Source organism: Sporosarcina sp. Y352 (genome assembly GCF_056786535.1).
Genome location: NZ_JBXCJE010000010.1, coordinates 73,168 through 96,258, shown reverse-complemented (window position 1 = coordinate 96,258; position 23,091 = coordinate 73,168). Strand labels below are relative to the sequence as shown.

The window sequence follows — 23,091 nt, the reverse complement described above, 5'->3', positions numbered from 1 at the left end:
CCTTATTTCCACTTTTTTAAGCAATTGAATTACGACCATCTTGACCTTAGGTTGTTTCTAATCCGAATTCAGACATATATAAAGTTATTTCATCTAAATCGGCTTCATTGTATTACTAACCTCTATATAAAACAGAAAAAAACCGCAAAAAGTTAGTTACATACTTTTTGCGGTTTTTTGGGGCTGTTCTAATATGATATTTCTTTTTTTCATCTGGATAAAGAATATTCCCGTCAAACTTAAGCTAATAACTCCGAAAACAATCACCATTGACTGCAATCCAATAATATCTAGGAACGCGCCCGCTGTCAGTAAAACTACCTGGAACATAACCCGTTCCAACATATTACGGAATGAGAAAAATCGACCATGGTACTCTTTTGGCATTTGTTTTTGAAAAATGACCATTGCTGTTGGGAAAAAACAACCTAGAGCGAATCCTAGTACTGCAAAAGCACTTAATACAATAACCAAGCTCTCTGTAAAATAAAGCATGAATTCCGCTACCGCTACCAAGGATGCGAAGGAAAATAGGATTGTCGTCGTTCGCCATTTGTTCGATATGTATTTAACAGCAACCGTTCCGACCATGAATGCTATACCTTCAAATGTATAAATTAGTCCTTTAATAGATGAAGATTCCTGTATTTCACTAATGTTAATAACGATTAAATTAAATGATCCGAGAAAAAGCAATGGAATCAACGTCATTATGAGCGTCATTCCAACCGCGGGGTATGCTTTCAACACAGGAAATACTTCCATGAATCCACCTTTGTTCCCCATCGATTTAACCTCGGCCTCTGTTCCCTTCCCTTCATCGATCCGAAGCATCATAGTGAATAATAGAAGCCCTCCATAGGCTATCATCGATATCCAATAAAGCGATGCGAGTGACCAATAGACAAGCATTAAACCCGCTAAAGCGGTTCCAAGAACTCGAGAAATCGTTGCAACGTTCATATGCCAGCCATTCATAGAGAGTAAATCATCATCTTTAACAACAAGTGGAATGGTCGCCTGCAGTGCAGGAAAGTAGAAAGTAGCAGATAGTTGAATACTAATCATGAATGCAACCATCCACCAAACAGATCCAGTTGAAATCGCGATGAGCATAAAGATTACACTGAGTAAACGGCCTGCTCCTGATATGAGAAGTACAGTTTTTTTCCTCGACTGGTCAATAACTTTACCAGCAAGTGGTCCTGCAATAATTCCAGCGAGTAGACCAATCGACATAATTAAGGCTTTAACAAAATCAGAAGGAATTTTTTCTTGCATAAACTCAAGATTACCGATAATCCCCGTCCATAATCCTAAACCAGCAATCATTTCTCCTGTTAAAATAATCCAAATATTTCGATTTTTCCACATACACTATCCCCGTTCTCCTATTGATAGTCAATCAGACTTTTATTTCGCTTATCGAATATTTTACGTTAGGGCAAATTAAAAGTCATGGGGAAAAACTCCCATGACTTGTAAAGTATTTTATTCGATTTCAGCTTTAGGGTCTTTATAAATAATTGTGATGCTTCCTTCTTTTTTCTCATCTACTATGCTACTACCATTTGAATAACGGTCGACAGGTCGCAATGATCCCGCTACGATAGGAATTTTACTACCCTTTTCCGTTGTCAAAACAATAATCTCATCATTTTTCACCAATAAGGCCCCGATAACCCGGTATGGATTTGACTTTAGCTCTTTAAGAACAACAACACCACGTTGTGCCCTTGAAGCACTTTCAAGCTCTTTCAAGCCCATTCTTTTCACACTACCGCGCTGTGTTGCAACTAAAACAGAAGATCCGTCATCTTGATTGATTTCCATTGCAACAAGCTTATCAGCCTCTTTAAGGTTAATGCCACGCACGCCGGCAGTCCTTATGCCTGTTACGGATAACTCAGTAAGAGGAAAACGAAGAGCGTATGCCTGTTCTGTGAATAGAATGACATCCTCGTCTCCTTTGACAAGTCTGGCATCAATCATTACATCATCTTTTTTAATCCCCATCGCTTTAAATGTTCGGGAATAGCGTTGGACTTTGAAATCGACAAGTTTTGATTGTTTGATTAACCCATTTTGAGATGCTGTTACAATTAACGCTTCTTGATCGAAACTCTCAAGGCCAATTGCCGCAACAATCGTTTCATTCTGCCCAAGTGGAATGATACTTGAGATATGTTGCCCAAGATCTTTCCATTTAATATCCGGCAGCTCATAAACGGGCTGATATAGATAGTTCCCAGCTGATGTGAACAGCAAAAGATGATGTTGCGTGTTCATTGGCGCTTCTAATAGCGTGTAATCAGATTCTTTCATCTCGTGTCCCGAGCCGTTTGAAGCGCTATGAGAACGAACGCTCGTGCGTTTTATATAGCCGTCTTTCGAAACCGACACAATCACTTCTTCGCTTGGTACAAGAATATCTAAATCGACTTTAATTTCTTCGATTTTTTCCTCAATTACAGAACGTCGCGGTTCAGCAAACTTTTTCCGGATTTCAAGAAGTTCTTTTTTAATGACAGCAGATAGCTTTTTATCACTTTTTAAAATTGCATCGAGCTTATCGATAAGTTTCCGAAGTTCGGTATCTTCTTGCTGCAACTCAGTAATATCAGTATTCGTTAGTTTGTAAAGCTGTAGCGATACAATTGCTTCAGCTTGTACTTCAGAGAATTCGAATTTCGAAATAATATTGTTTTTTGCATCGCGTTTATCTTTAGATGCACGTATCGCTATAATCACTTCATCCAAAATTGATAGAGCTTTCATAAGCCCTTCTACGATATGTAGGCGGTCTTGTGCACGTCCTATGTCAAATCGTGATCTACGTGTAACAACTTCTTTCTGATGTCCTATATAGGCATCCAATAGCATTGGTAACGACATTAACGTTGGTCTGCGCCCAGAGATAGCAATCATATTAAAGTTGTACGTCACTTGCAAGTCTGTATTTTTTAGTAAGTATTGTAAAATAGCGTTGCCATCGATATCTTTTTTCAACTCGATAACAATCCGAAGACCTGTCCGGTCCGATTCGTCCCTGACATCCGCGATTCCGTCTAGCTTACGATCCAGACGTAGCTCGTCCATTTTCTTGACCATATTCGCTTTGTTGACGTCATATGGAATTTCCGTCACAACGATTTGCGATTTACCACCTTTTAACGGTTCGATGAACGATTTCGATCGAATGATGAAACGTCCTTTTCCGGTTTCATAGGCTGTTTTTATACCGCTCGTCCCTTGAATCGTACCGCCAGTCGGAAAATCAGGTCCTTTTATAACCGTCATTAATTCATCAACCGTAACGTCCGGATTGTCTATACGCATTAGGACTGCGTCAAGCGATTCGTGAAGTGCGTGTGGCGGGATATCCGTTGCATAGCCTGCGGAAATGCCTGTTGAACCATTGACGAGCAAGTTTGGGTATCTTGCTGGTAAGACAGTTGGTTCAGGTTCAGTTTCATCGAAGTTTGGTATGAAATCGACGGTCTCTTTTCCAAGGTCTCGCATCATTTCACCCGAAATAGCAGAAAGACGTGCTTCTGTATACCGCATGGCAGCTGCAGAATCACCATCTACTGAACCGTTATTCCCTTGCATTTCAACCAACATATGACGCAATTTCCAATCTTGGCTCATCCGCACCATCGCTTCATAGACGGATGTGTCGCCATGGGGATGATAGTTCCCGATGACATTTCCGACCGTCTTTGCTGATTTACGGAATGCTTTTTCATACGTATTTCCCTCATGAAACATTGCATATAAAATACGCCGCTGAACAGGTTTTAAACCATCGCGCGCGTCCGGCAATGCCCGGTCCTGGATGATGTACTTACTATATCTCCCGAATCGGTCACCGATTACTTCTTCCAACGGTAGGTCTTGGAAACGTTCCGTTAGTGTCATTCAAAATCCCCCTCGACATGTAAAAATTCATTATCCAAAATATTATGGTCTTCTTCCATACCAAAATCGACATTGTCTTCAATCCAGCGTCTCCTAGGCTCTACCTTATCACCCATAAGTGTCGTCACACGTCGCTCAACTATAGCACTGTCTTCAATAGTTACCCGAATCAATGTACGTGTTCCTGGGTCCATAGTCGTTTCCCATAACTGATCGGCATTCATTTCCCCAAGTCCTTTGTATCGTTGCAGCATATACCCTTTGCCTACTTTTTCTATCGCTTTTTCAAGTTCGGTGCCTTCCGTCCATGCGTATGCAAATTTTTCGCTCTTCCCTGTCCCTTTAAATACTTTGTAAAGTGGTGGCAAAGCGATGTATACTTTTCCAGCTTCAATCAGCGGTTTCATGTAACGGTAGAAGAATGTCAGTAACAGTACCTGAATATGAGCCCCATCTGTATCTGCATCTGTCATGATGATAACTTTATCGTAAGCGATGTCTTTGACTTCGAAGTCAGAACCTACGCCGCCTCCAATTGCATGAATGATCAGATTGATTTCTTCGTTTTTCATAATATCTTCCAGTTTCGCTTTTTCAGTGTTGAGCACTTTACCACGTAGTGGAAGAATAGCCTGAAAAACTCGGTCTCGTCCTTGTTTTGCTGAACCGCCGGCCGAGTCCCCTTCGACAAGATATAATTCATTCTTCGCAGCGTTTCTGGATTGTGCAGGTGTCAGTTTACCTGATAGAAGTGTTTCCGATCTTTTTCTTTTCTTACCTGAACGCGCATCTTCCCGTGCTTTTCTTGCCGCCTCACGTGCCTGGTGCGCACGGATTGCTTTACGAACAAGGGATGCACTTAAATCAGCATTTTCTTCAAGAAAATAAAGGAGCTTCTGAGATACGATTGAATCCGTGATACCACGTGCTTCACTCGTACCAAGCTTGCCTTTCGTCTGCCCTTCGAATTGTAAAATCTCTTCCGGGATACGTACCGACACAATTGCGGCTATTCCTTCACGAATATCCGAGCCTTCAAGGTTTTTATCTTTCTCTTTCAACAATCCGGTTTTTCTCGCATATTCATTAAATACTCGAGTCATTCCTGTCTTTGCCCCTGTTTCATGTGTTCCACCGTCTTTGGTACGGACGTTGTTGACAAATGAAAGGATTGTTTCCGAATAACCGTCACTGAATTGGAATGCAAACTCGACTTCTATTCCATCTGACTCACCTTCTAAATAAGCGACCTCATGTAGAACATCTTTCTCTTCGTTTAAATAAGTGATAAAAGCCTCAATTCCGGTTTCATATTGGAAGATATCGTGTTTGTCCGTACCTTCTTCCTTTATCTCAATTTTCAAGCCTTTTAACAGAAACGCGGACTCGCGTAAGCGCTCACTAATGGTTTCATAATGATATTTTAAAGTTGAGAATATGGTCGCATCTGGTTTAAAATGGATAAGCGTCCCTTTTTCACGTGTTGTTCCGATTTGTTCAAGCGTTGTAGACGGTTTTCCGCCATTTTCAAAGCGTTGAAGAAATTTCTTTCCGTCACGAAAAATGGTCACTTCCAATTTCTCAGATAGAGCGTTTACAACAGATGCACCAACTCCATGAAGTCCGCCACTCGTTTTGTAACCGCCTTGACCAAACTTTCCTCCTGCATGAAGAACTGTCAAAATAACTTCCGTCGTTGGTTTTCCAGAAGAGTGTATCCCCGTTGGCATACCACGCCCGTAGTCGCGTACACTGACACTGCCATCTGTATGAAGTGTCACATCAATCTCATTACCAAACCCAGCTAGCGCTTCATCTACCGCGTTATCCACAATTTCATAGACAAGGTGATGAAGCCCGCGAGAATCGGTAGATCCGATGTACATACCGGGACGTTTTCGTACAGCATCTAGACCTTCAAGTATATGGATTGAATCATCATCATACGTATATTTTTCTTGTTTTTTCGTCAAAATACAACCTCCATCAAACGAATGTTCTCTTTTATATGATCGTACCGCTTCCTTTAAAGGTTGTCAAATCAACGTTTTCAGAAGCTTGCTCAATTAATTGTATAGAAGAAAGCATTTTATTGCAATGAAGACAGGAAATTGTTAGTTACGGAAATCGGCTGTTTGAGACCCGAAAATTCGAAATCTGACTGGACCTCTTAACTTGGCTTGCCAATTCTCTACTCTCCACATGAAGCCCATTGTCGCAACTTCACGCTTCTGCTAAACTAGGTCTATACATAGACAAATTAAAAAAGGAGTACACAATGGAACTTATCATACTTTTAGTAATTGCTTATTTAATCGGCTCAATCCCTTCAGCACTCTGGGTCGGAAAACTTTTTTACAAAACGGACATCCGGCAACTAGGCAGTGGGAATTTAGGTGGCACGAATACCTTCCGTGTACTCGGTAAAACAGCGGGACTTACCGTAACAATTCTCGATATTTTAAAAGGGACGGTAGCTGCACTGTTACCACTACTCCCTGTTTTCGACAGCATTACAGTCCATCCCCTTATTCCGGGAATACTTGCGGTTGTGGGGCATATGTATCCCGTTTTCGCTCATTTCAAAGGCGGCAAGGCTGTCGCGACATCCGGCGGAGTGCTGCTTGCTTACGAATGGCCCGTTTTTATCCTTGTACTCGTAACGTTTTTCATCGCTTTGAAAGTAACGAAAATGGTGTCCTTATCGTCAATGATTATATCTGTGGTAGGCTTTTTATACAGCATTTTTTACTACTTCCGAACAGGTGATATTTATCTGATGGTAATGATTGGTCTATTCGGTGCCTTCATCTTCTATAGACATCGAGCGAATATTGGCCGGATTAAGGCTGGAACCGAGCCAAAAGTGAAGTGGTTATAATACAATGAAAGCAGAAACGGAAAAGGTTGGTGTTTCCAATGAAGATTATTTTGTCGAACGAAGCGCTATTATGGTTTAAAGAAGAGATGGAAGTTGAACCTGGTGATGCCATCCGTTTTTTTGCAAGATATGGAGGATCCAGTTCACTACAACCGGGATTTTCCCTCGGCGTGACCAAAGAACAACCTGACGAAGTGGCAGTTGAAACGGAGCACGGCAGTGTACGCTACTATATTGAAAGCCGTGACAAATGGTATTTCACTGAACATGACTTGCATGTCAAAGTAGATCCTAAACTGCATGAACTTATTTATTTGTACGAAAAAGCGTGAAGGCATAATGCCTCACGCTTTTATTATTTTTCAACCATCTCTTGTAGTATTTTTTTATTAATTTTTCCGACGTGTGTTTTAGGCAATTCTTTTAGCTCAATTACTTTTTTGGGGATTTTATATGATCCAAGAAACTTGTTACAGTGCATGGTAATGTCGTCACGATCGAAAGGGTATCCGTCTGCCATGATGATAAATGCAACGATGATTTCACCCCATAAGTCATCCTTTACCCCGACGACAGCCACCTCTTTGACCCCATCAAACAGGACGAGGCATTGTTCAACTTCCTGTGGATAAACGTTTTCTCCACCTGTAATAATAGTATCTTTTTTTCTTCCGACAATATAGGTGTAGCCATCACTGTCGCATTTGGCAAGGTCACCCGTACGCAGCCATCCCTCAACTAACGTTTCGGCCGTTGCTGTTGGATTCCGCCAATAATAACTGAAAACATGGGGTCCTTTTATAAATAATTCTCCGACTTCATCTATACCACAAGGCTTCATCTCTTCATTCAATACTTTTGTTGAATTGAATAGCATGCTCTTACCAACAGATCCTATTTTCAGACAAGCTTCTTCGCTTCGGATGTAAAAATTATTTGGGCCTGCTTCCGTAAGTCCGTACCCTTCTTTGAATTTTAATCCTTTCTCATGAAATGCATGATAAATCGTCTGTGGGCAAGGAGCACCGCCAGATAAAAACACTTTCATAGTAGGAAAAGAAGACTGTCGGAAATAGTGTGTGAGAATCATAGACTGATACATCGTCGGCACGAAAAGTGAAATTGTTGCAGCGTATGTATCAGTTGCGCTCAAGGCTTCCTCTGCATCGAATGAGTTACCGACAATTACCGTGCCGCCAGCCATGAGAATAGGTATGCTAAGTGCATTCATGCCTCCGGTGTGAAAAAGTGGCATATAATTTATCGTTATATCCTCTTCTGTTAATCCCCAGCTGACAATAGTGTTCAGCGCATTCCAATTGACAGCGTCAGCCGAAAGGACGACTCCTTTTGAAACCCCTGTTGTCCCTCCTGTATAGATCATCATCCATGGGTCTTCACCTATCAGTTGTTCTACCTTGAAATCTTGATAGTCTACAGTGTTAATCGAAATTAGTGGCACTGAATTAGGAAAACGCATTTCATCAATTACCGTTTTAAACTGCTCATGGTACAGAAGTATGGAGGGGGAGCAATCAGTAAGCAGAGTGACGAGTTCAAAACGACTAAGCCGCCAATTTAGTGGGACATACAGTAAACCTGTCATTTCACATGCAAATAGAATGGCGAACAACTCTGAGCTATTCGGCGCAATAATTGCGATACGTTCCCCTTTTTTATATCCTTGTCTTTTGAAATAAGATGCCCAATGAACAATTCGCTGTTGAAGCATTGCGTACGTCCAGCTATCTCCAGTATGGACGTCTACAAGTGCAGTCCGATTAGGAGAAAGAGCGGCTCTTTTCATGATCCATCCACGGTTTGTGAACATACTTCTCCGCCCCCTTCGTTTTTCACATCATAATACCGCCGTCGACATGCAAGATGTGACCGTGTATATAATCGGATTCTTCACTTGCAAGAAATAGATAGGCATTCGCAATATCACGAGGTTTGCCTAGTCGACGCAATGATGTGGAGGCCTTCATTTCATCAAGAACCTTTTCCGGCATCTTACTGACCATTGCAGTCGCAGTGAATCCGGGGGCTACGGCATTGACATTAATGCCTTTTCGCCCGAACTCCTTGGCCCAAGTTTTGGTCATTCCAACAATTGCCGCCTTTGTAGCGGCATAATTTGTTTGCCCGAAGTTACCATAGATACCACTCACCGAAGATGTATTAATGATTTTTCCTGATTGATTTGTGATCATATGCGGGATAACAGCTTGTGTGCAATTAAAAACACCTGTCAAGTTAACGTCAAGTACACGTTGGAAATCTTCCAGCTCCATTTTGACAAGTGTCGCGTCTCGTGTAATGCCGGCGTTATTGACCAATATATCAATCTGACCAAAACGTTCTAGCGTATTTTCTACCAATTGTGTCACACTCGTACGATTTACGACATCGACTGGCAGAAAGGTCACGTCCAGACCTTTTCCTGTAAATTCCGCTTCTCGTTCTACTCCAATTGTCTCATCAAAATCCGCCATTATAACGTGTGCTCCTTCTTGCGCAAAACGTTCACATGCTGCTAGGCCGATCCCGTTTGCACCACCTGTAATGATAGCTGTTTTTCCATCTAATCTCATGTAGTCATCTCCCACTCCAAAAATTTTTCAATCGTTTCCTTCAGGTTCTCCAAATCATCAATTAGCGGCGAATGGCCCACGTTGTCCAACTGGATATACGTCGCGTTATCCCCAAGGTCCTCTTCAATCTCACGAGTCATCTGTTCCGTCACAACAAAGTCTCGATTTCCTCTTAAAATGAGTACTGGAATTGTTAGGTCTTTTGCTTGATTTGCTCCCTCATGTAAACCGTTATGATGACCGCTAATATTAAATGTGTTCAATGCATGATAGACATCTGCCAGGTTTTGTTGTGTTAGCATATCATCGACATACTGTTCATATTTTTCTTCGTCTGGTTTGTTATGTGTATAAATTAATGCGTTCCAAACCGCTTTCAAACCTTCGCGGTTGTTGGTGTCATATAAGTGTTGAATTGCTACTGTTTTACCTACGTCTTGTGCGACTTCTTCAATGGTCACTAAACGCCGCCTTAAGTCTGGACTGCCGTCTCTCTTTGTCCCGAAAAATGGGTAACCCCGGGTAGAAGCTGAGGCAAGCAGGACGAGTTTATCGCAATATCCGGGAAAGTCCGCTTCAAACTGCATACAGACTGCTCCACCCGTCGACCAGCCAACCAATGAGAAGTCTTTCAATTCAAGCGCATCGACAAAGCCTTTCAAGTCATCTGAAAAATCTTTAATACTTGTAACTTGGTTGGTATAAGAAGATTCACCGAATCCACGAAGGTCCAGTGCATAGACTTTGTACTTCTCGTCTAACACATCCATGAGAATATCCCAATGCTTTGACGAAGTCATATTTCCATGCACAAGAATGACTATCTTTTCACCGCCGGGTCTCTCCCGAAAAGCAATTTGTTCATTATTTAGAAGTGTAACCTTTTGAAGTTCCATCCACTTCTCCCCTTTTACTGTTTTCCCCATTTTACAGTGACTGCTCCCCAAGCATAGCCGATTCCAGCACTAACAAGAACAGCAATATCCCCATCTGTCAGTTTGCCTTCTTGTTCAGCTAGTTCGAGTGATAGGATTTGGTCTATTTGCCCGATATGGCCATATTCGTGTAAATAGATTGAGTTATCGTCATGTAAACCCAGTTCTCTTAAGACGAAGTCATGGGCGGACTTTTTCATATGCAATATAGCTAAGTAACCGATTTGCTCTTCCGAATAGCCACTCTTTTCTAGTGAAGTACGAATTACTTTCAGGAAATTTTGCATCGACTTTTTTTCGAGACGTGCTTTCATTCCAACCGGATCGAGTACATCAAGACGATAGAGACCGTTTTGTAAGTCTTCGGGCGTCAAAGGCGTTTTTGTTCCTCCAATCGGTACAACAACATCTTCCGAAAAGGAACCATCTGTCATAATGTCTGATTCCAAAATGACGTTTTCAAGATGGTTCCGTTTTAATATCATTGCAGCACCCCCAGCACCAAGGTTAAACATGAAACGTGTGCGTCTATTCGAATAATCGATAAAATCACTATTTCGATATCCACCAGCTAAAAGGACCATCTCGATGGAGGGATCGGCTTCCATCATACTTTTCGCGATTTTCATAGCTGTAATGGTTGTTCCGCAACGTTGTGCTACATCGAAACCCCATGCATGATAAGCGCCAATCTCCTCTTGAATTTTAATTGCTGCGGTCCATAGTGGGTATTCTTTATGCTCTTCCCCGATATAAATGATCAAATCGATGTGTTTTGGATCAATATTACCTTTCCTTAATGCTTCTTGTGCAGCCCAAATTCCCATCGCGACTGTATGATCATTCGCTCCTGGGATCGACTTTTGCGTGATTCCCATTTTCTTTTTGACTATATCGACGGACAATCCAGATTGGTCTGAGATTTCTTCGGCAGTCATTTTAGTTTCAGGAATATACACACCTATACTAACGATTCCAACGACCATCACAAGACCTCCTTTTTGCCTGCATTTATTGTAGCTTGTGACTTGCGTGTATTACGCTTCCATAGTTTTTCGCGTATCGTACCGACAACACCTCTCGGGAAAAAGATGACCGCAATTATATAGACGATTCCGAAGAAAATGATCCATCTTTCGAAAATCGGATAGTCTTTTGCAAGTCCCGATAAATAGTGTTGTGTCAATTCGATAATTCCTGCTCCAAGAATTGGCCCTATAAGTGTTCCAACGCCACCGATAATCGTCATAAGAAGGGCATCAAGCGTTATATCCATTGTGAGAACACTTGTATTTACGAAACGAAGTGATATTGCATAGAACGAGCCTGCAAGACTTGCAACGACACCTGCAACTACAGAAGCGATTACTTTATAATGTAACGTATTGAATCCGAGTGACTTCGTTCGCTGTTCGTTTTCTCTAACGGCGACGAGGACCCTGCCAAGTGGAGAATTGACAAATCTCCGCAAGAAAATATAAACGAGAACTAGAAAAAGTAACACAACAAAGTAAAACATCATTCGATCTTTGAAAAAATCGGGCGCTTTAAACGTGAAACCATCATTGCCATGGGTCACGGTTCGCCACTTTTCCGCTAGGACTAGAAATAATCCAGAAACGGCCAATGTAAGCATCGCAAAGAAATGACTTTTCAAGCGTAATGTCAATAATCCAATAAAAAAACTAACGATACCCGCTAGAATCATACCTGCAGCAACCGATAGGATAAATACGCCCATTGTTGGCTCGATATTTTTCAGCATAACAGCTGTCGTGTATGCACCCATTCCGAAGAACATTGCATGACCAAACGAAACGATACCTGTATACCCGAGTAAGATGTCATAACTCATAGCTAGAATTGAGAAGATGAAGATTTGAGTCAGCAAAATCGTCCACGTTCTCGATTCAGACACGAATGGGAAGGCTACAAGAGCTAAGACAATGATTACGAGAAATAGGTTGTTCCACTGATATTTTCTCTTCATGCCGTCACCCCTTTGCTGTGAAAAGACCTTGCGGACGGAATATCAATACAATCGCCATTAGGATCATATTAACCGCAAGTGATAAAGCCGGTACGTAATACGCCATATAACTTCCCGCGAGTCCGACAAGAATAGCGGCAAGGAGTGAACCTGGAAAACTTCCCATACCACCGATAACAACGACGATGAACGCCAAAATTGCGAATTCCATCCCCATTTCCGCATAGATAACACCTGAATAAGGAGCCATCAGTGCACCGCCGAGTGCAGCAAGTGCCGCACCAGTCATAAAGACAAGGAGGAATACACGTTTAATGTTAATGCCGAGTGCTTGCACCATATCTTTATTGAGAACGCCTGCACGTACGATAAGTCCGATTTTTGTTTTCTTCAATATGAATTGAAATGCACCAAAGATAAGGAAACCAACAAGGATTATGAATATACGGTATTTAATTAGAAGGATATCTCCGAATTCCCAACTACCTGCCAAATAAGGAGGTACCTTTGCGGCAATCTGGTTCGGTCCAAAGACAACTTTCAACATTTCAGTAAGAACAAGCATGAAGCCCAGAGTAATGAGTATTTGCTGGACATGGTTGCCATAAACGGGTGTAATGATAATCTTTTCAGTAATGAAACCAAGAACGATTCCCGTAGCAATTGCACCTAAAATACCAATGAAAAAACTTCCGGAAATTCCATAAAACCAGACACTGGAAAACGCTCCCCACGCAAACAAGCCACCATGTGCAAAATTGAGGACGCTCATTAATCCGAAAATCAATGTTAGTCCGGAGGCTAAAAGAAAGATAAGCATGCCCGTTGCCAAGCCATTGACCGTCAAGTTAATTAGCAATTCCATCGCACAGCCCCCTTATCCTATTCCTAAATATTTTCTTTTTACTTCTTCGTTATGGACGAGCTCTTTCATCAGACCGGAATGGACTGTTTTTCCGTCGTCTATGAGTGTGTATGTATCTCCGATGCGACTCGCCATCATGAAATTTTGCTCGACAAGGATAATCGTCGTACTTTTTTTCATTTCTGTAATGGCTTCCATCACTTTTTCAATAACAATCGGTGCCAACCCTTTGGAAGGTTCATCTATTAGTAGCAACTTGCTGTCATTAACGAAAGCTCTTGCCATCGCGAGCATTTGTTTTTGACCACCTGATAAATGCCCTCCATCCTTTTTCCAAAAGGTTTTTAAATCAGGGAAAAGCTTCAGAACATATTCCTGTCTTTCTAAAGCTGCATCATCTTCCTTTTTCATCGCAACTTTGATGTTTTCCTCTACTGTCAAATCTCCGAAAATGCCTTGATCTTCTGGAACGTAACCAATGCCTAGATTTGCAATTTCAAACGTCGCTTTTTTTGTTATGTTTTTTTCATTAAATGTGACTGAGCCCTTTGAAGCTTGCGTTAGTCCCATTATTGTTTTTAACGTAGTCGTTTTACCAGCGCCGTTTCGGCCGAGCAATACACTGACTTCTCCCACCGGAGCTTCAAACGAAATACCTTGAAGGATGTGGTATTGTCCGATGTACGTGTGAATCTCTTCAACCTTCAGTAAGGGGTTCATCGTAAAGCCCTCCCAAGTAAGCATTTTGGACTTGTTCGTTATCCATAATTTCCTGCGGACTCCCATCTGCCAACAGCTTGCCGTTAAATAGCACCATAATGGAATCGGAAAGATCGAGAATCATATCCATTTTATGTTCGATTAGTAAAATCGTTTTCTGACCGGTGCCTTTTATTTGACGGATAACATCCAAAATTGCAGGTACTTCCTCCAAAGACATGCCGGCGGTCGGTTCATCAAGAAGAAGCACTTCAGTGTCTAGTGCGAGTAGCATGGCTATCTCCAATTTACGCTTTTCGCCGTGGGACAGTTGGCTCGCAATCGCATATTCTTTTCCAGTTAAGAGGACAAGATGTAACAGCTCGTATGCTTTTTCAGTTAATTGCGGATAACTGGTGAAGTGGCGCAACAACTGATACCTTATTTTCTCCTTCGATTGAACCGCGAGGCGAACATTTTCCAAAACCGTCAAGTTTGGAAAAACGTTTGTAATTTGGAAAGAACGGCCGAGCCCTTTCCGTGTTCTAGAAACCGCGGATGATTTAGACAAGGGTTCGCCTTTGTAATAAACCTCTCCTTCGGTCGCTTTCAATTCCCCACTAATCAAATTAAAAAACGTCGTTTTCCCTGCACCATTTGGACCAATAATTGACTTGAAATGATTTGCAGGCATTTCAAAATTCACATGGTCTATAGCTATATGACCACCGAAACGAATCGTCAAATTTTCCGTTCTAATAATCGGCTCCATATATTTAGCCCCCTTTCATCTGTCCCTCTCCACCTGAAGAAACTCGTTCATCAGATGGAGAGGGACAGATCCGTTTAACTGGACTGTCCCGTTTATTTTATTTATCGTTCATAATTGGTGGCTCGGTTTCATCCGGCGAAAGTTCTCGGATTAGAACAGGTACTGGATAATCGACTCCCTCTTGCTTTTCAAGTTTTATGGAATAGAGTGTTTGCAATGCTTGATGATCTTCTTCTCTAAATGTCATTGTTCCTTTCGGCGTTTCGAATGACATACCTTCCATCAGTTCAATTAACGTTTTACCGTCAGCATCTCCATCGGATTTTTTCAACGCTTCAACGATTGCGATGGCCGCCGACATCCCGCCAGGCGTGAACAAGTCAGGAACTTCACCGTTGAACCGTTCTTTATGTTCTTTGACTAGCCAGTCGTTCACTTCATTATTCGGAAGCGTGTGATAGTAAACTGTGAAACCCTCCATTCCTACAAGCGGTTCCATAATCGAAAGTGCGGCAATGTCAGGTGCACCTGTTGAAATTTTGATGCCTTTTTCCTGCATCTTCAAATCGGAAATCTGATTCCACGGGGAGTTTGCGCCCGCCCATACTACAAACATGTAATCCGGTTTTGCTTCAACAATTTTTTGCAAATTGGATGTAAAATCTGTTGCTGCAGGATCTGCAAATTCTTCAATAATCACTTCAGCTCCCAGGTCTTCAGCAGCCTTTTTGAAAGCGGCTACTCCGTCCCAGCCGAACGAATAATCTGGGGCGAATGTTGCGATTTTAACGCCTGGTTTTGCAATGGCGGCAGCACCAGCTACAGCATCTTGAGAAGAGTTACGAGCCGTTCTAAAAATGAACGGATTGAATTCAGAACCTGTAATACTATCTGCAACAGCAGGTTCGACAATCATGATTTTTTCGTATTCTTCTGCAAGAGGTAAAACAGCGAGTGTATCTCCTGAACTCGAAGATCCAACAAGGAAGTCCACTTCATCATCCTCTAGCAATTTCGTTGCCTTTTGAACGGCAACTTCAGGTTTCGTTTCCGTATCTTCAAAAACAACTTCAATTTTCTTGCCTGCTACTTCCATCGTGCCATCCGTTGCGTACTCTAATCCAAGTTCAAAGCCGCGAGTTGTCTGTTTTCCATACGACTCTAGTGCACCCGTTAAAGAGGCAAGCACTCCTACTTTGATGGTTCCAGCTTCCTCTACTTTTTTAATGCCTTCGTCATCCGGTGTGTCCGTTGTACCCGTTGAACTACCGCCGTCCTTGCTACAAGCCGAACTAAAAACCAACATAAGGGCAAGTAATGAAACCAACCAAGTTCTCCTTTTCATGAATAAACCCCTTTCTCTTATCGTTTGTAAACGCTTTCTAACTAACTATTACTCTACAAAATGGCAGTTACAAATCAGTTACAGGAACAAAAGCGGAAGCACTTGGTCAAAGTCAACAAGTATAAGACAAAAAAAGGGATCGTCCACTTAAAGGACGTCCCCCTACAATTCATTCATAATCATCCTATACATCTGTTCTGTCGTCTCCATCGGCTCGATATCCAGCTCATCCTTCAGAACCACCCTACATTTTTTATACCACTTAATGGATTGTGATCTATTTTGGAGCTGGTAATGGGCAAACATGAGGAGTCTGTATGCTTCTTCCCATGTCTCATCAATACGCAGCAGTTTTTCTGTCCAGTATACAGTTTTACCGAAATCACGGAGCCGTGTATATGTTTGTGCGATTCGCTCAATCACATGAATATAGCGCTGTTCCGCCTGTTCACGTTCATCAGAAATCCAACCAATCGATAGCTTCTCCTCGAATAACGGACCTTTATAGAGTGCGGCCGCTTTTAATAGTTGTTCAATAGCAATTAAAGGAAAACGTTCCGATACGCCGATTTCTGCGTATTTTCGAAATTTATCCAAGTCCGTTCTGATTTCCGCATCTGGATTCAATCGATACATCGTCTGTTTACGAACGATAAAATAGGGATTTCCTCTTGCGCTACGATGCGGCTCCAACACTTTCAACAATGCATTCAACGCCACTTTGAAGTCTCTATCTGCACTTTTTTCATCAGATGTATCCCAAAGTTCACGCATGATTTCTTCTTTCGTGACAAATCTTTCCCGATTCAAAAGTAAGTAAACAAAAAGTTCTTTGGCCTTATCTCTTTGCCAATTACGGTCGTTTACTTCCTCGATTCCTAGATGAAGATTAAACGGACCCAATAACCAAACTTCGATTTTGTATCCCGGGTGATTTGAAACGTCTGTTAAATTCAAGTGGCGAAGGATTTGTTGAATTTCTACATGATTGCTGCATTCACTTCCGGCCTTAATAAAGAGAGGATAAATCGATTGCCTATCAAAAGGCGAAAAGAGTGTTTCGCTCATCAAGAAAAAGAGATAGTTAGAGTTTATGCAAAGCTCGGAAAATGATTTTGCTGTCTCTGAAAATCGGTCATCATCTTCCGTTTTATCATATATACACATGAGCCAAAACGATGTAACCATCTCGCCGTAAGTGTCTCCACATTCCTTAAAAAGGCGATTCGCGATGATTGAATGCTCAAGCGACTCATTATAATTGCCGGCGTAATAATGAACAATCGAAAGTCCAATTCGAATAAGGCTTGAAAGCCAACTGTCGTAAACTTTTTCAGTCTCGCGCAGGCCTGCATCTCCAAAACGAATCGCTTCCGCAAATAAGCCTTGCCGAGCTTTTATTAAAGATAGTCCTAAATAAGGTTCCGCTTTCCCTCTTGATACTCGGAGCTCATCCATTCCATGTATTGCTTGCATATAATGGTGCTCAGGTATGTGCAATTCAGAGGAATCATGGATTGTGGTTGCATGCCCCATCCGGATTCGACCAACCGCTTCAACAAAACCAGATTTCCCCCTTTCTCCAACCTCAATGCCTTTTGACGCACTATCCATGGCCAACTTAGCTTGACCCATCAAAGAATAAATAAGGGATAAAAGTACATCTGTTTCTCTATGTGAATCTGGCAAGAACGAATCGTCTGTAATTCGATCTGTTAGAATCGCCTCGGCTTCTCTTAACTTTCCGGTTCGCAGTAAAATCCTTGCGTCAAGATTTCCTTCACGAAGAACTTTTTCATCTATTTCTTCATTTTCTACCCAAATTGCAGCATCTACAGCTTTCCCTAGATTTACAAGATTCTCCGCGAATTGCCGTTTTAACCTTTCCATATCGTTAAAATTTGTCTTTACACTTCTTTGGCCGAAAGAAATAGCCTCGCGTAAATAAGGCTCTGCCAGTCCGGGCTGGATTGTGTCCAAATAAATATGAGCAATTCCGGCATTTGCCCGACTTTGGTAATGAGCGTCATCATTTACTTTAGCTAGTTGTAGACAAGCCTCGTAAGCCTGTCTTGCCTTTTCATAGAACGCGCGATATCGATGGGCTTCTCCTTCATAATAATGAAGAGTATAATAAGAATCTCGCAATGTTTTCGGAAGTTCTTTAATCGTATCAAGAAGCCAGTCGAACTGACCTAGTTTCACTAATGCGATACCTGTATCTGCTAATTTTTGAGCAATAAATAAATCATCTCTGCTTTTAATGGCATGGTGAATAGCCTGGACAGGATTATTTTCTGAACTGTAATAGTCCGCTGCTTTTTTTTGTAAGAACATAAAACGATTAGAATCCAGCGGCTCCCATTTTGCTTCAAGAAATTGTTGAAATAAAGCATGGTAACGATATGTACCATCTTCTCCTAAAGATTGTATAAAGACATGTTGCCCAGCAAGTTCTTGAAGTACTGAAGCCGCCTCTGCTCCGTAAAATTCTTTTACTAGGAGCTCGGAAAAAACAGGAAAAATGGAAAATGCCAAAAGCCATTCTCTATGTTCTAACGCCATATTTTTAAATACTTCTTCCGATAAATAAGAAAATAAATCATGCAATGCGAGCTTCATCGCTGTTATGGAAGGGATTTCAGACTCGATCATATGCACCGCCACGAGATTGACCGCTATCGCCCATCCCTCAGTTAATTGGACGATGTTTTCCGTTTCTTCTTCCGTTAACACTTTGTTATAATAATCCTCGTAGAATACCGCAATTTCTTCATCGGAAAAAACGAAATCATTCTCCGTGATTTCACATAGTTGCGCGGTCATTTTTAACTTGATAAGACTTGACCATTTGGGACGGGTCCGAGTTGCGATGATTAAGTGAATATGGGGTGGAAGGAATTCAATGATTTTTTCCATCAAATAAGTGATGTGGAAGACATGATCTACATGATGAAAGTCGTCGATGACAATCGAAAACGGTTCACCAATTTCGCAAATTTCATTTATAAATAAAGTAAGCCATCTATTAATGTCCTCCTCTTTCGGGTACATCGAAGGGCTTTCCCAATCGTCGAACGAATGACCGAAATTCGGAATTGTGCGCTGAATACTGTGAATCAGATAAGTGATAAAAGGTAGGATATCATCATCCTCTTCGGTAACGCTATACCATGAATGAATGGACCGGGTATCTTTGAAGTAAGAAGATAAGCCTGAACTTTTTCCAAATCCTGCCCCACTATGTAATAATGTCAATTTTACTCGTTCGGACGTTTTCATTTTTTTTATGAAGGAAGATCTTCGCATGTATGTTGAGGTTGGAATTGGAGGAATTAATTTTGATTGAAGCACGGGAGTATAGGTCATCAGTTTATCACCTTCCAATTATTTCTTTTCTATAAGTTTAGCATACTAATGTTCTGAATTGGGTGATAGTTATTGTCGGAAAGAATCATAATTCAATAGAAAAAAGCGTGAAGGCTCAATGCCTCACGCTTTTTTGATTAGATCAAACCGTTCTAACTGTTCGAACAGTCCTTCTTTTAGTAAAATGTCCCGTTCATGCTTACCGAACAGGTCAAAATGAGGGTATTCTTTGCGCATATCAATCCATTCCGGCTTCAAACCATATTGTTTTCCCCATTCAACAAGTTTGTCCATATCTGCACAGCCTGCCTTTGTTACTGTTTTGCATCCCGGAAAGCGTTCATCGAGCCAGTAATGGGTTAAAAACGCCATTTCTCCTTTGCTGACTGCTTTTTTCCATGCCTGTAGTTCAGCTCGTCTAATTCCAAATGCCATTAGTCTTTGCACCGCTTAATTTCTGTATATAAAGCATCCCATTCTGGAGCGATTTTCTTTAAGGAAACTGGACGGAATGATTCTTTTTTCACGACGACATGTTCGGATTTTGCTGTTGCTGAAATTGTACCGTCTTCATGAAGGATTTCATAGCCGTAGGTCGTACGCAACCTTCCGTGTGACTCTACCCACGTCCGCACAGTCGCTTTTTGACCGTATTTCATCGCAGCCTTATATTGGATGGATAAGTCCGTCACTGGCGATAAGAAGCCGTCCGCCTCAAGTTGTGCGTATGTATAGCCCAAGTCCTCAATTAGTTTCGTGCGTCCGATTTCCATCCATACTAAATAGTTCGCATGATAGACGATCCCCATCTGATCCGTCTCGGCATATCTGATTTCAATCTCTTTTTCACTGATAAACATTACCATCACCTCACTACCTATTATACAAAAGCAATTCTGAAAAAGCTGTCCCGAGGTTGCAATAATTTCACAACAAAAAAGGTGCCCGAATAAATCGGACACCTTCTTAGTTATTGAAATTAGTTCGCTTTCATTTTATCACGAAGAACCATTTGTAGGATTCCGCCGTGACGGTAGTAATCAACTTCAACATCAGAGTCGAAACGTGCTAGTACGTCGAATTCTTTGACAGAACCATTTTTCGCTGTTGCTGTCACTTTCAGAATATCGCGTGGTTTAACGCCTTCTGCGATGTTAACGCTGATTTCCTCTTCACCAGTAAGACCAAGTGTTTCAGCACTTTCGCCTTTCATGAATTGAAGTGGTAGAACGCCCATCATAACAAGGTTTGAACGGTGAATACGTTCGTAGCTTTCAGCGATAACTGTACGGATACCAAGAAGTGAAGTACCTTTTGCAGCCCAGTCACGTGAAGAACCCATTCCGTAGTCTTTACCTGTGATGATAGCAAGTCCTGTGCCTTCTTCTTGATACTTCATAGCAGCATCATAGATTGGCATAATTTCTTTTGTAGGCCAGTAAGTCGTAAATCCGCCTTCTGTTCCTTTAGCAATCTGGTTACGAATACGGATGTTAGCGAATGTACCACGCATCATCACTTCATGGTTACCACGGCGTGAACCGTAAGAGTTGAAGAAACGAGGGCTTACGCCATTTTCAATCAAGTATTTACCAGCTGGCGTATCTTTACCGATTGCGCCCGCAGGAGAAATGTGATCCGTCGTAATTGAATCGCCAAATTTACCAATGACACGAAGCCCTGAAAGTGCTTGAATGTCAGCTGGCTCTGTTGCCAGACCTTCAAAGAACGGTGGATTTTGGATGTAAGTTGAGTTTTCATCAAAATCATATAGTGAATCATCAGTTGTTTCAATTGCATTCCACGCTTCGTTCTCAGTGAATACACGCGCATATTCTTTACGGAATAATTCAGGCGTAACTGTTGCTTTAACAACTGCTTGAATTTCTTCCGTAGTTGGCCAAATATCTTTGAAGAAGACATCAAAGCCGTCTTTGTCCTTACCAATTGGATCTTTTTCGAAGTCGATATCGACTGTTCCAGCAAGTGCATAAGCAACAACAAGTGGCGGTGAAGCCAAGTAGTTTGCTTTCACAAGTGGGTGAATACGTCCTTCAAAGTTACGGTTACCAGAAAGTACGGATGACATTAGCATATCGTTTCCGGTAATTGCTTTTTCAATTTCAGGTAGTAGTGGCCCAGAGTTACCGATACATGTTGTACAACCGTACCCAACAGTATTAAATCCAATTTGATCCAAGAATACATTAAGACCTGAATCTTCCAGGTAGCCTGTAACGACTTTTGAACCTGGTGCAAGTGATGTTTTCACATAAGCAGGAGGTGTAAGCCCTTTTTCAACTGCTTTTTTCGCAACAAGTCCAGCACCTAACATAACATATGGGTTAGAAGTGTTTGTACATGAAGTGATTGCTGCGATTGCAAGGTCACCGGTTTTGATTTCGACAGAACGTCCGTCTGCGAATTCGATAGTAGCTGTTTTCTTCAACTCTTTTGGTGATAAACCAAAACCTTGGTTCCCTTCAGGTGCAACAACTGCTTCGTTAAATGAGCTTTGCATTTCTGTAAGAGGAATCAAATCTTGTGGACGTTTCGGTCCAGCAAGGTTAGCAGCAATACCAGAAAGGTCGATTTCTACAACATCAGTGTAAGTAGGTTCTTCATTCTCTACAGTGAAGAACATATCATTCTCTACTAGGTATTGTTTAACTACTGCAATGTCGCTCTCTTCACGGCCTGTTAAGCGCATATAATCTAGTGCTTCTTCGTCTACTGGGAAGAATCCACACGTTGCACCGTATTCAGGTGCCATGTTTGCAATTGTTGCACGGTCTGCAAGTGGTAAGTGTGCAACACCAGGTCCGAAGAACTCGACGAATTTACCAACTACACCGTGTTCACGAAGTGTTTGTGTCACTTTAAGTGCAAGGTCAGTAGCTGTTGTTCCGTTTGGAAGTTGGCCAACAAGTTTTACACCAATAACTTCTGGAATCGGGAAGTATGAAGGCTGTCCGAGCATGCCCGCTTCAGCTTCAATACCACCGACACCCCATCCTAGAACACCTATACCGTTGATCATCGTCGTGTGAGAGTCTGTTCCAACAAGTGTGTCAGGGTATGTTTCGAATGTACCATCTTGGTTTTCAACTGCATGAACAACGTTTGCCAAGTACTCAAGGTTAACTTGGTGGACAATACCTGTTGCTGGTGGGACTGCACGGTAGTTATCGTATGCTTTTTGTGCCCAGCTTAAAAATTGGTAACGTTCTGTGTTGCGTTCAAATTCAAGTTCCATGTTTAAGTTAAGTGCTTCCGCCGTTCCGTAACGGTCAACTTGCACGGAGTGGTCAATAACAAGGTCAACTGGAATTTCAGGGTTGATTTTGTTAGGGTCACCGCCCATAGCTGCCATTGCTGAACGAAGTGATGCAAGGTCAACGACAACAGGTACACCTGTAAAGTCTTGAAGAATAACACGTGACGGTTTGAAAGGTACTTCTGCATCAGCGTCTGCATCTTTCCCCCATTTCGCCAAGTTTTCAACATGATTGTCTTTGATGACATATCCGTCATGTTGACGCAGGACGGATTCAAGTAATACTTTAATCGAGTAAGGTAGATTGGAAACTTTAGCGATGCCGGCTTCTTCGAGTGCAGCAAGACGATAATAGTTATACGTCTTCCCATTCAGGTCGAATGATGTTCGGCTGTTATGCAAATTGCTTTTTGCCATTGTTGAATTCCTCCTTTTATCTTAAA

At 41.7% G+C, this 23,091-nt stretch carries 18 protein-coding genes; 2 read left to right on the top strand and 16 right to left on the bottom strand.

Translation table 11 applies throughout. The features are described 5' to 3' along the window. Positions 1–156: 156 nt before the first annotated feature. The 3 genes from AC1TO6_RS15725 to parE form a co-directional block, all read right to left on the bottom strand. Positions 157–1,374, bottom strand: coding sequence for an MFS transporter (locus tag AC1TO6_RS15725; protein ID WP_482102566.1), 1,218 nt, complete (start codon positions 1,372–1,374; stop codon positions 157–159). Between the two features lie 117 nt (positions 1,375–1,491). Continuing rightward, complete coding sequence (parC, locus tag AC1TO6_RS15720; RefSeq protein ID WP_482102565.1) at positions 1,492–3,921, bottom strand: DNA topoisomerase IV subunit A; 2,430 nt, start codon at positions 3,919–3,921, stop codon at positions 1,492–1,494. After that, positions 3,918–5,894, bottom strand: coding sequence for a DNA topoisomerase IV subunit B (gene parE, locus AC1TO6_RS15715; RefSeq protein WP_482102564.1), 1,977 nt, complete (start codon positions 5,892–5,894; stop codon positions 3,918–3,920). Before parE ends, parC begins: the two co-directional genes overlap by 4 nt. Positions 5,895–6,199: 305 nt before the next feature. Here parE and plsY point away from each other — a divergent pair, with 305 nt between their 5' ends. Beyond that, on the top strand, positions 6,200–6,802 hold the full coding sequence (gene plsY / locus AC1TO6_RS15710; protein WP_482102563.1) for a glycerol-3-phosphate 1-O-acyltransferase PlsY: 603 nt from the start codon (positions 6,200–6,202) through the stop codon (positions 6,800–6,802). A 38-nt stretch (positions 6,803–6,840) separates the two neighbouring features. Continuing rightward, positions 6,841–7,134, top strand: a complete 294-nt coding sequence (locus tag AC1TO6_RS15705; protein ID WP_482102562.1) for a HesB/YadR/YfhF family protein — start codon at positions 6,841–6,843, stop codon at positions 7,132–7,134. Between the two features lie 23 nt (positions 7,135–7,157). Here the strand turns inward: AC1TO6_RS15705 and AC1TO6_RS15700 are convergent, their stop codons facing one another. The 13 genes from AC1TO6_RS15700 to acnA form a co-directional block, all read right to left on the bottom strand. After that, positions 7,158–8,633 carry an AMP-binding protein gene (locus tag AC1TO6_RS15700; protein WP_482102561.1) on the bottom strand — a complete coding sequence of 492 codons (1,476 nt, stop codon included), beginning with the start codon at positions 8,631–8,633 and terminating at the stop codon, positions 7,158–7,160. Positions 8,634–8,655: 22 nt separating this feature from the next. Beyond that, positions 8,656–9,396: a 3-oxoacyl-ACP reductase FabG gene (gene fabG, locus AC1TO6_RS15695; protein ID WP_482102560.1), complete on the bottom strand. Its 741-nt coding sequence runs from the start codon at positions 9,394–9,396 to the stop codon at positions 8,656–8,658. Beyond that, positions 9,393–10,292 carry an intracellular short-chain-length polyhydroxyalkanoate depolymerase gene (gene phaZ / locus AC1TO6_RS15690; RefSeq protein WP_482102559.1) on the bottom strand — a complete coding sequence of 300 codons (900 nt, stop codon included), beginning with the start codon at positions 10,290–10,292 and terminating at the stop codon, positions 9,393–9,395. Before phaZ ends, fabG begins: the two co-directional genes overlap by 4 nt. A gap of 14 nt (positions 10,293–10,306) precedes the next feature. Next, entirely contained in the window at positions 10,307–11,317 is a 1,011-nt protein-coding gene (locus AC1TO6_RS15685) for a 3-oxoacyl-ACP synthase (RefSeq protein ID WP_482102558.1), read from the bottom strand. Further along, positions 11,317–12,321 carry a branched-chain amino acid ABC transporter permease gene (locus AC1TO6_RS15680; RefSeq protein ID WP_482102557.1) on the bottom strand — a complete coding sequence of 335 codons (1,005 nt, stop codon included), beginning with the start codon at positions 12,319–12,321 and terminating at the stop codon, positions 11,317–11,319. The genes AC1TO6_RS15685 and AC1TO6_RS15680 overlap by 1 nt, the downstream gene beginning before the upstream one ends. Before the next feature lie 4 nt (positions 12,322–12,325). Continuing rightward, on the bottom strand, positions 12,326–13,186 hold the full coding sequence (locus tag AC1TO6_RS15675) for a branched-chain amino acid ABC transporter permease (protein WP_482102556.1): 861 nt from the start codon (positions 13,184–13,186) through the stop codon (positions 12,326–12,328). Between the two features lie 12 nt (positions 13,187–13,198). Next, complete coding sequence (locus AC1TO6_RS15670) at positions 13,199–13,906, bottom strand: ABC transporter ATP-binding protein (RefSeq protein ID WP_482102555.1); 708 nt, start codon at positions 13,904–13,906, stop codon at positions 13,199–13,201. Next, positions 13,884–14,657: an ABC transporter ATP-binding protein gene (locus tag AC1TO6_RS15665; protein ID WP_482102554.1), complete on the bottom strand. Its 774-nt coding sequence runs from the start codon at positions 14,655–14,657 to the stop codon at positions 13,884–13,886. Before AC1TO6_RS15665 ends, AC1TO6_RS15670 begins: the two co-directional genes overlap by 23 nt. A 97-nt stretch (positions 14,658–14,754) precedes the next feature. After that, positions 14,755–16,002, bottom strand: a complete 1,248-nt coding sequence (locus AC1TO6_RS15660) for a substrate-binding domain-containing protein (protein ID WP_482102553.1) — start codon at positions 16,000–16,002, stop codon at positions 14,755–14,757. A 162-nt stretch (positions 16,003–16,164) separates the two neighbouring features. Beyond that, entirely contained in the window at positions 16,165–19,260 is a 3,096-nt protein-coding gene (locus AC1TO6_RS15655; protein WP_482102552.1) for an AfsR/SARP family transcriptional regulator, read from the bottom strand. A gap of 234 nt (positions 19,261–19,494) precedes the next feature. Further along, a complete protein-coding gene (locus AC1TO6_RS15650; RefSeq protein WP_482102551.1) occupies positions 19,495–19,806 on the bottom strand; it encodes a hypothetical protein in 312 nt (103 codons plus the stop codon). Next, complete coding sequence (locus AC1TO6_RS15645) at positions 19,806–20,231, bottom strand: acyl-CoA thioesterase (protein WP_482102550.1); 426 nt, start codon at positions 20,229–20,231, stop codon at positions 19,806–19,808. Before AC1TO6_RS15645 ends, AC1TO6_RS15650 begins: the two co-directional genes overlap by 1 nt. 119 nt (positions 20,232–20,350) lie before the next feature. Further along, entirely contained in the window at positions 20,351–23,065 is a 2,715-nt protein-coding gene (acnA, locus tag AC1TO6_RS15640; protein WP_482102549.1) for an aconitate hydratase AcnA, read from the bottom strand. Positions 23,066–23,091: the final 26 nt, after the last annotated feature.

Bases quoted from the DNA above. Each gene is read 5' to 3' on its own strand.
- AC1TO6_RS15725 (WP_482102566.1), bottom strand. From the start codon at position 1,374: ATGTGGAAAAATCGAAATATTTGGATTATTTTAACAGGAGAAATGATT.
- parC (WP_482102565.1), bottom strand. From the start codon at position 3,921: ATGACACTAACGGAACGTTTCCAAGACCTACCGTTGGAAGAAGTAATC.
- plsY (WP_482102563.1), top strand. From the start codon at position 6,200: ATGGAACTTATCATACTTTTAGTAATTGCTTATTTAATCGGCTCAATC.
- AC1TO6_RS15705 (WP_482102562.1), top strand. From the start codon at position 6,841: ATGAAGATTATTTTGTCGAACGAAGCGCTATTATGGTTTAAAGAAGAG.
- AC1TO6_RS15700 (WP_482102561.1), bottom strand. From the start codon at position 8,633: ATGTTCACAAACCGTGGATGGATCATGAAAAGAGCCGCTCTTTCTCCT.
- fabG (WP_482102560.1), bottom strand. From the start codon at position 9,396: ATGAGATTAGATGGAAAAACAGCTATCATTACAGGTGGTGCAAACGGG.
- phaZ (WP_482102559.1), bottom strand. From the start codon at position 10,292: ATGGAACTTCAAAAGGTTACACTTCTAAATAATGAACAAATTGCTTTT.
- AC1TO6_RS15685 (WP_482102558.1), bottom strand. From the start codon at position 11,317: ATGGTCGTTGGAATCGTTAGTATAGGTGTGTATATTCCTGAAACTAAA.
- AC1TO6_RS15680 (WP_482102557.1), bottom strand. From the start codon at position 12,321: ATGAAGAGAAAATATCAGTGGAACAACCTATTTCTCGTAATCATTGTC.
- AC1TO6_RS15675 (WP_482102556.1), bottom strand. From the start codon at position 13,186: ATGGAATTGCTAATTAACTTGACGGTCAATGGCTTGGCAACGGGCATG.
- AC1TO6_RS15670 (WP_482102555.1), bottom strand. From the start codon at position 13,906: ATGAACCCCTTACTGAAGGTTGAAGAGATTCACACGTACATCGGACAA.
- AC1TO6_RS15665 (WP_482102554.1), bottom strand. From the start codon at position 14,657: ATGGAGCCGATTATTAGAACGGAAAATTTGACGATTCGTTTCGGTGGT.
- AC1TO6_RS15660 (WP_482102553.1), bottom strand. From the start codon at position 16,002: ATGAAAAGGAGAACTTGGTTGGTTTCATTACTTGCCCTTATGTTGGTT.
- AC1TO6_RS15650 (WP_482102551.1), bottom strand. From the start codon at position 19,806: ATGGCATTTGGAATTAGACGAGCTGAACTACAGGCATGGAAAAAAGCA.
- AC1TO6_RS15645 (WP_482102550.1), bottom strand. From the start codon at position 20,231: ATGTTTATCAGTGAAAAAGAGATTGAAATCAGATATGCCGAGACGGAT.
- acnA (WP_482102549.1), bottom strand. From the start codon at position 23,065: ATGGCAAAAAGCAATTTGCATAACAGCCGAACATCATTCGACCTGAAT.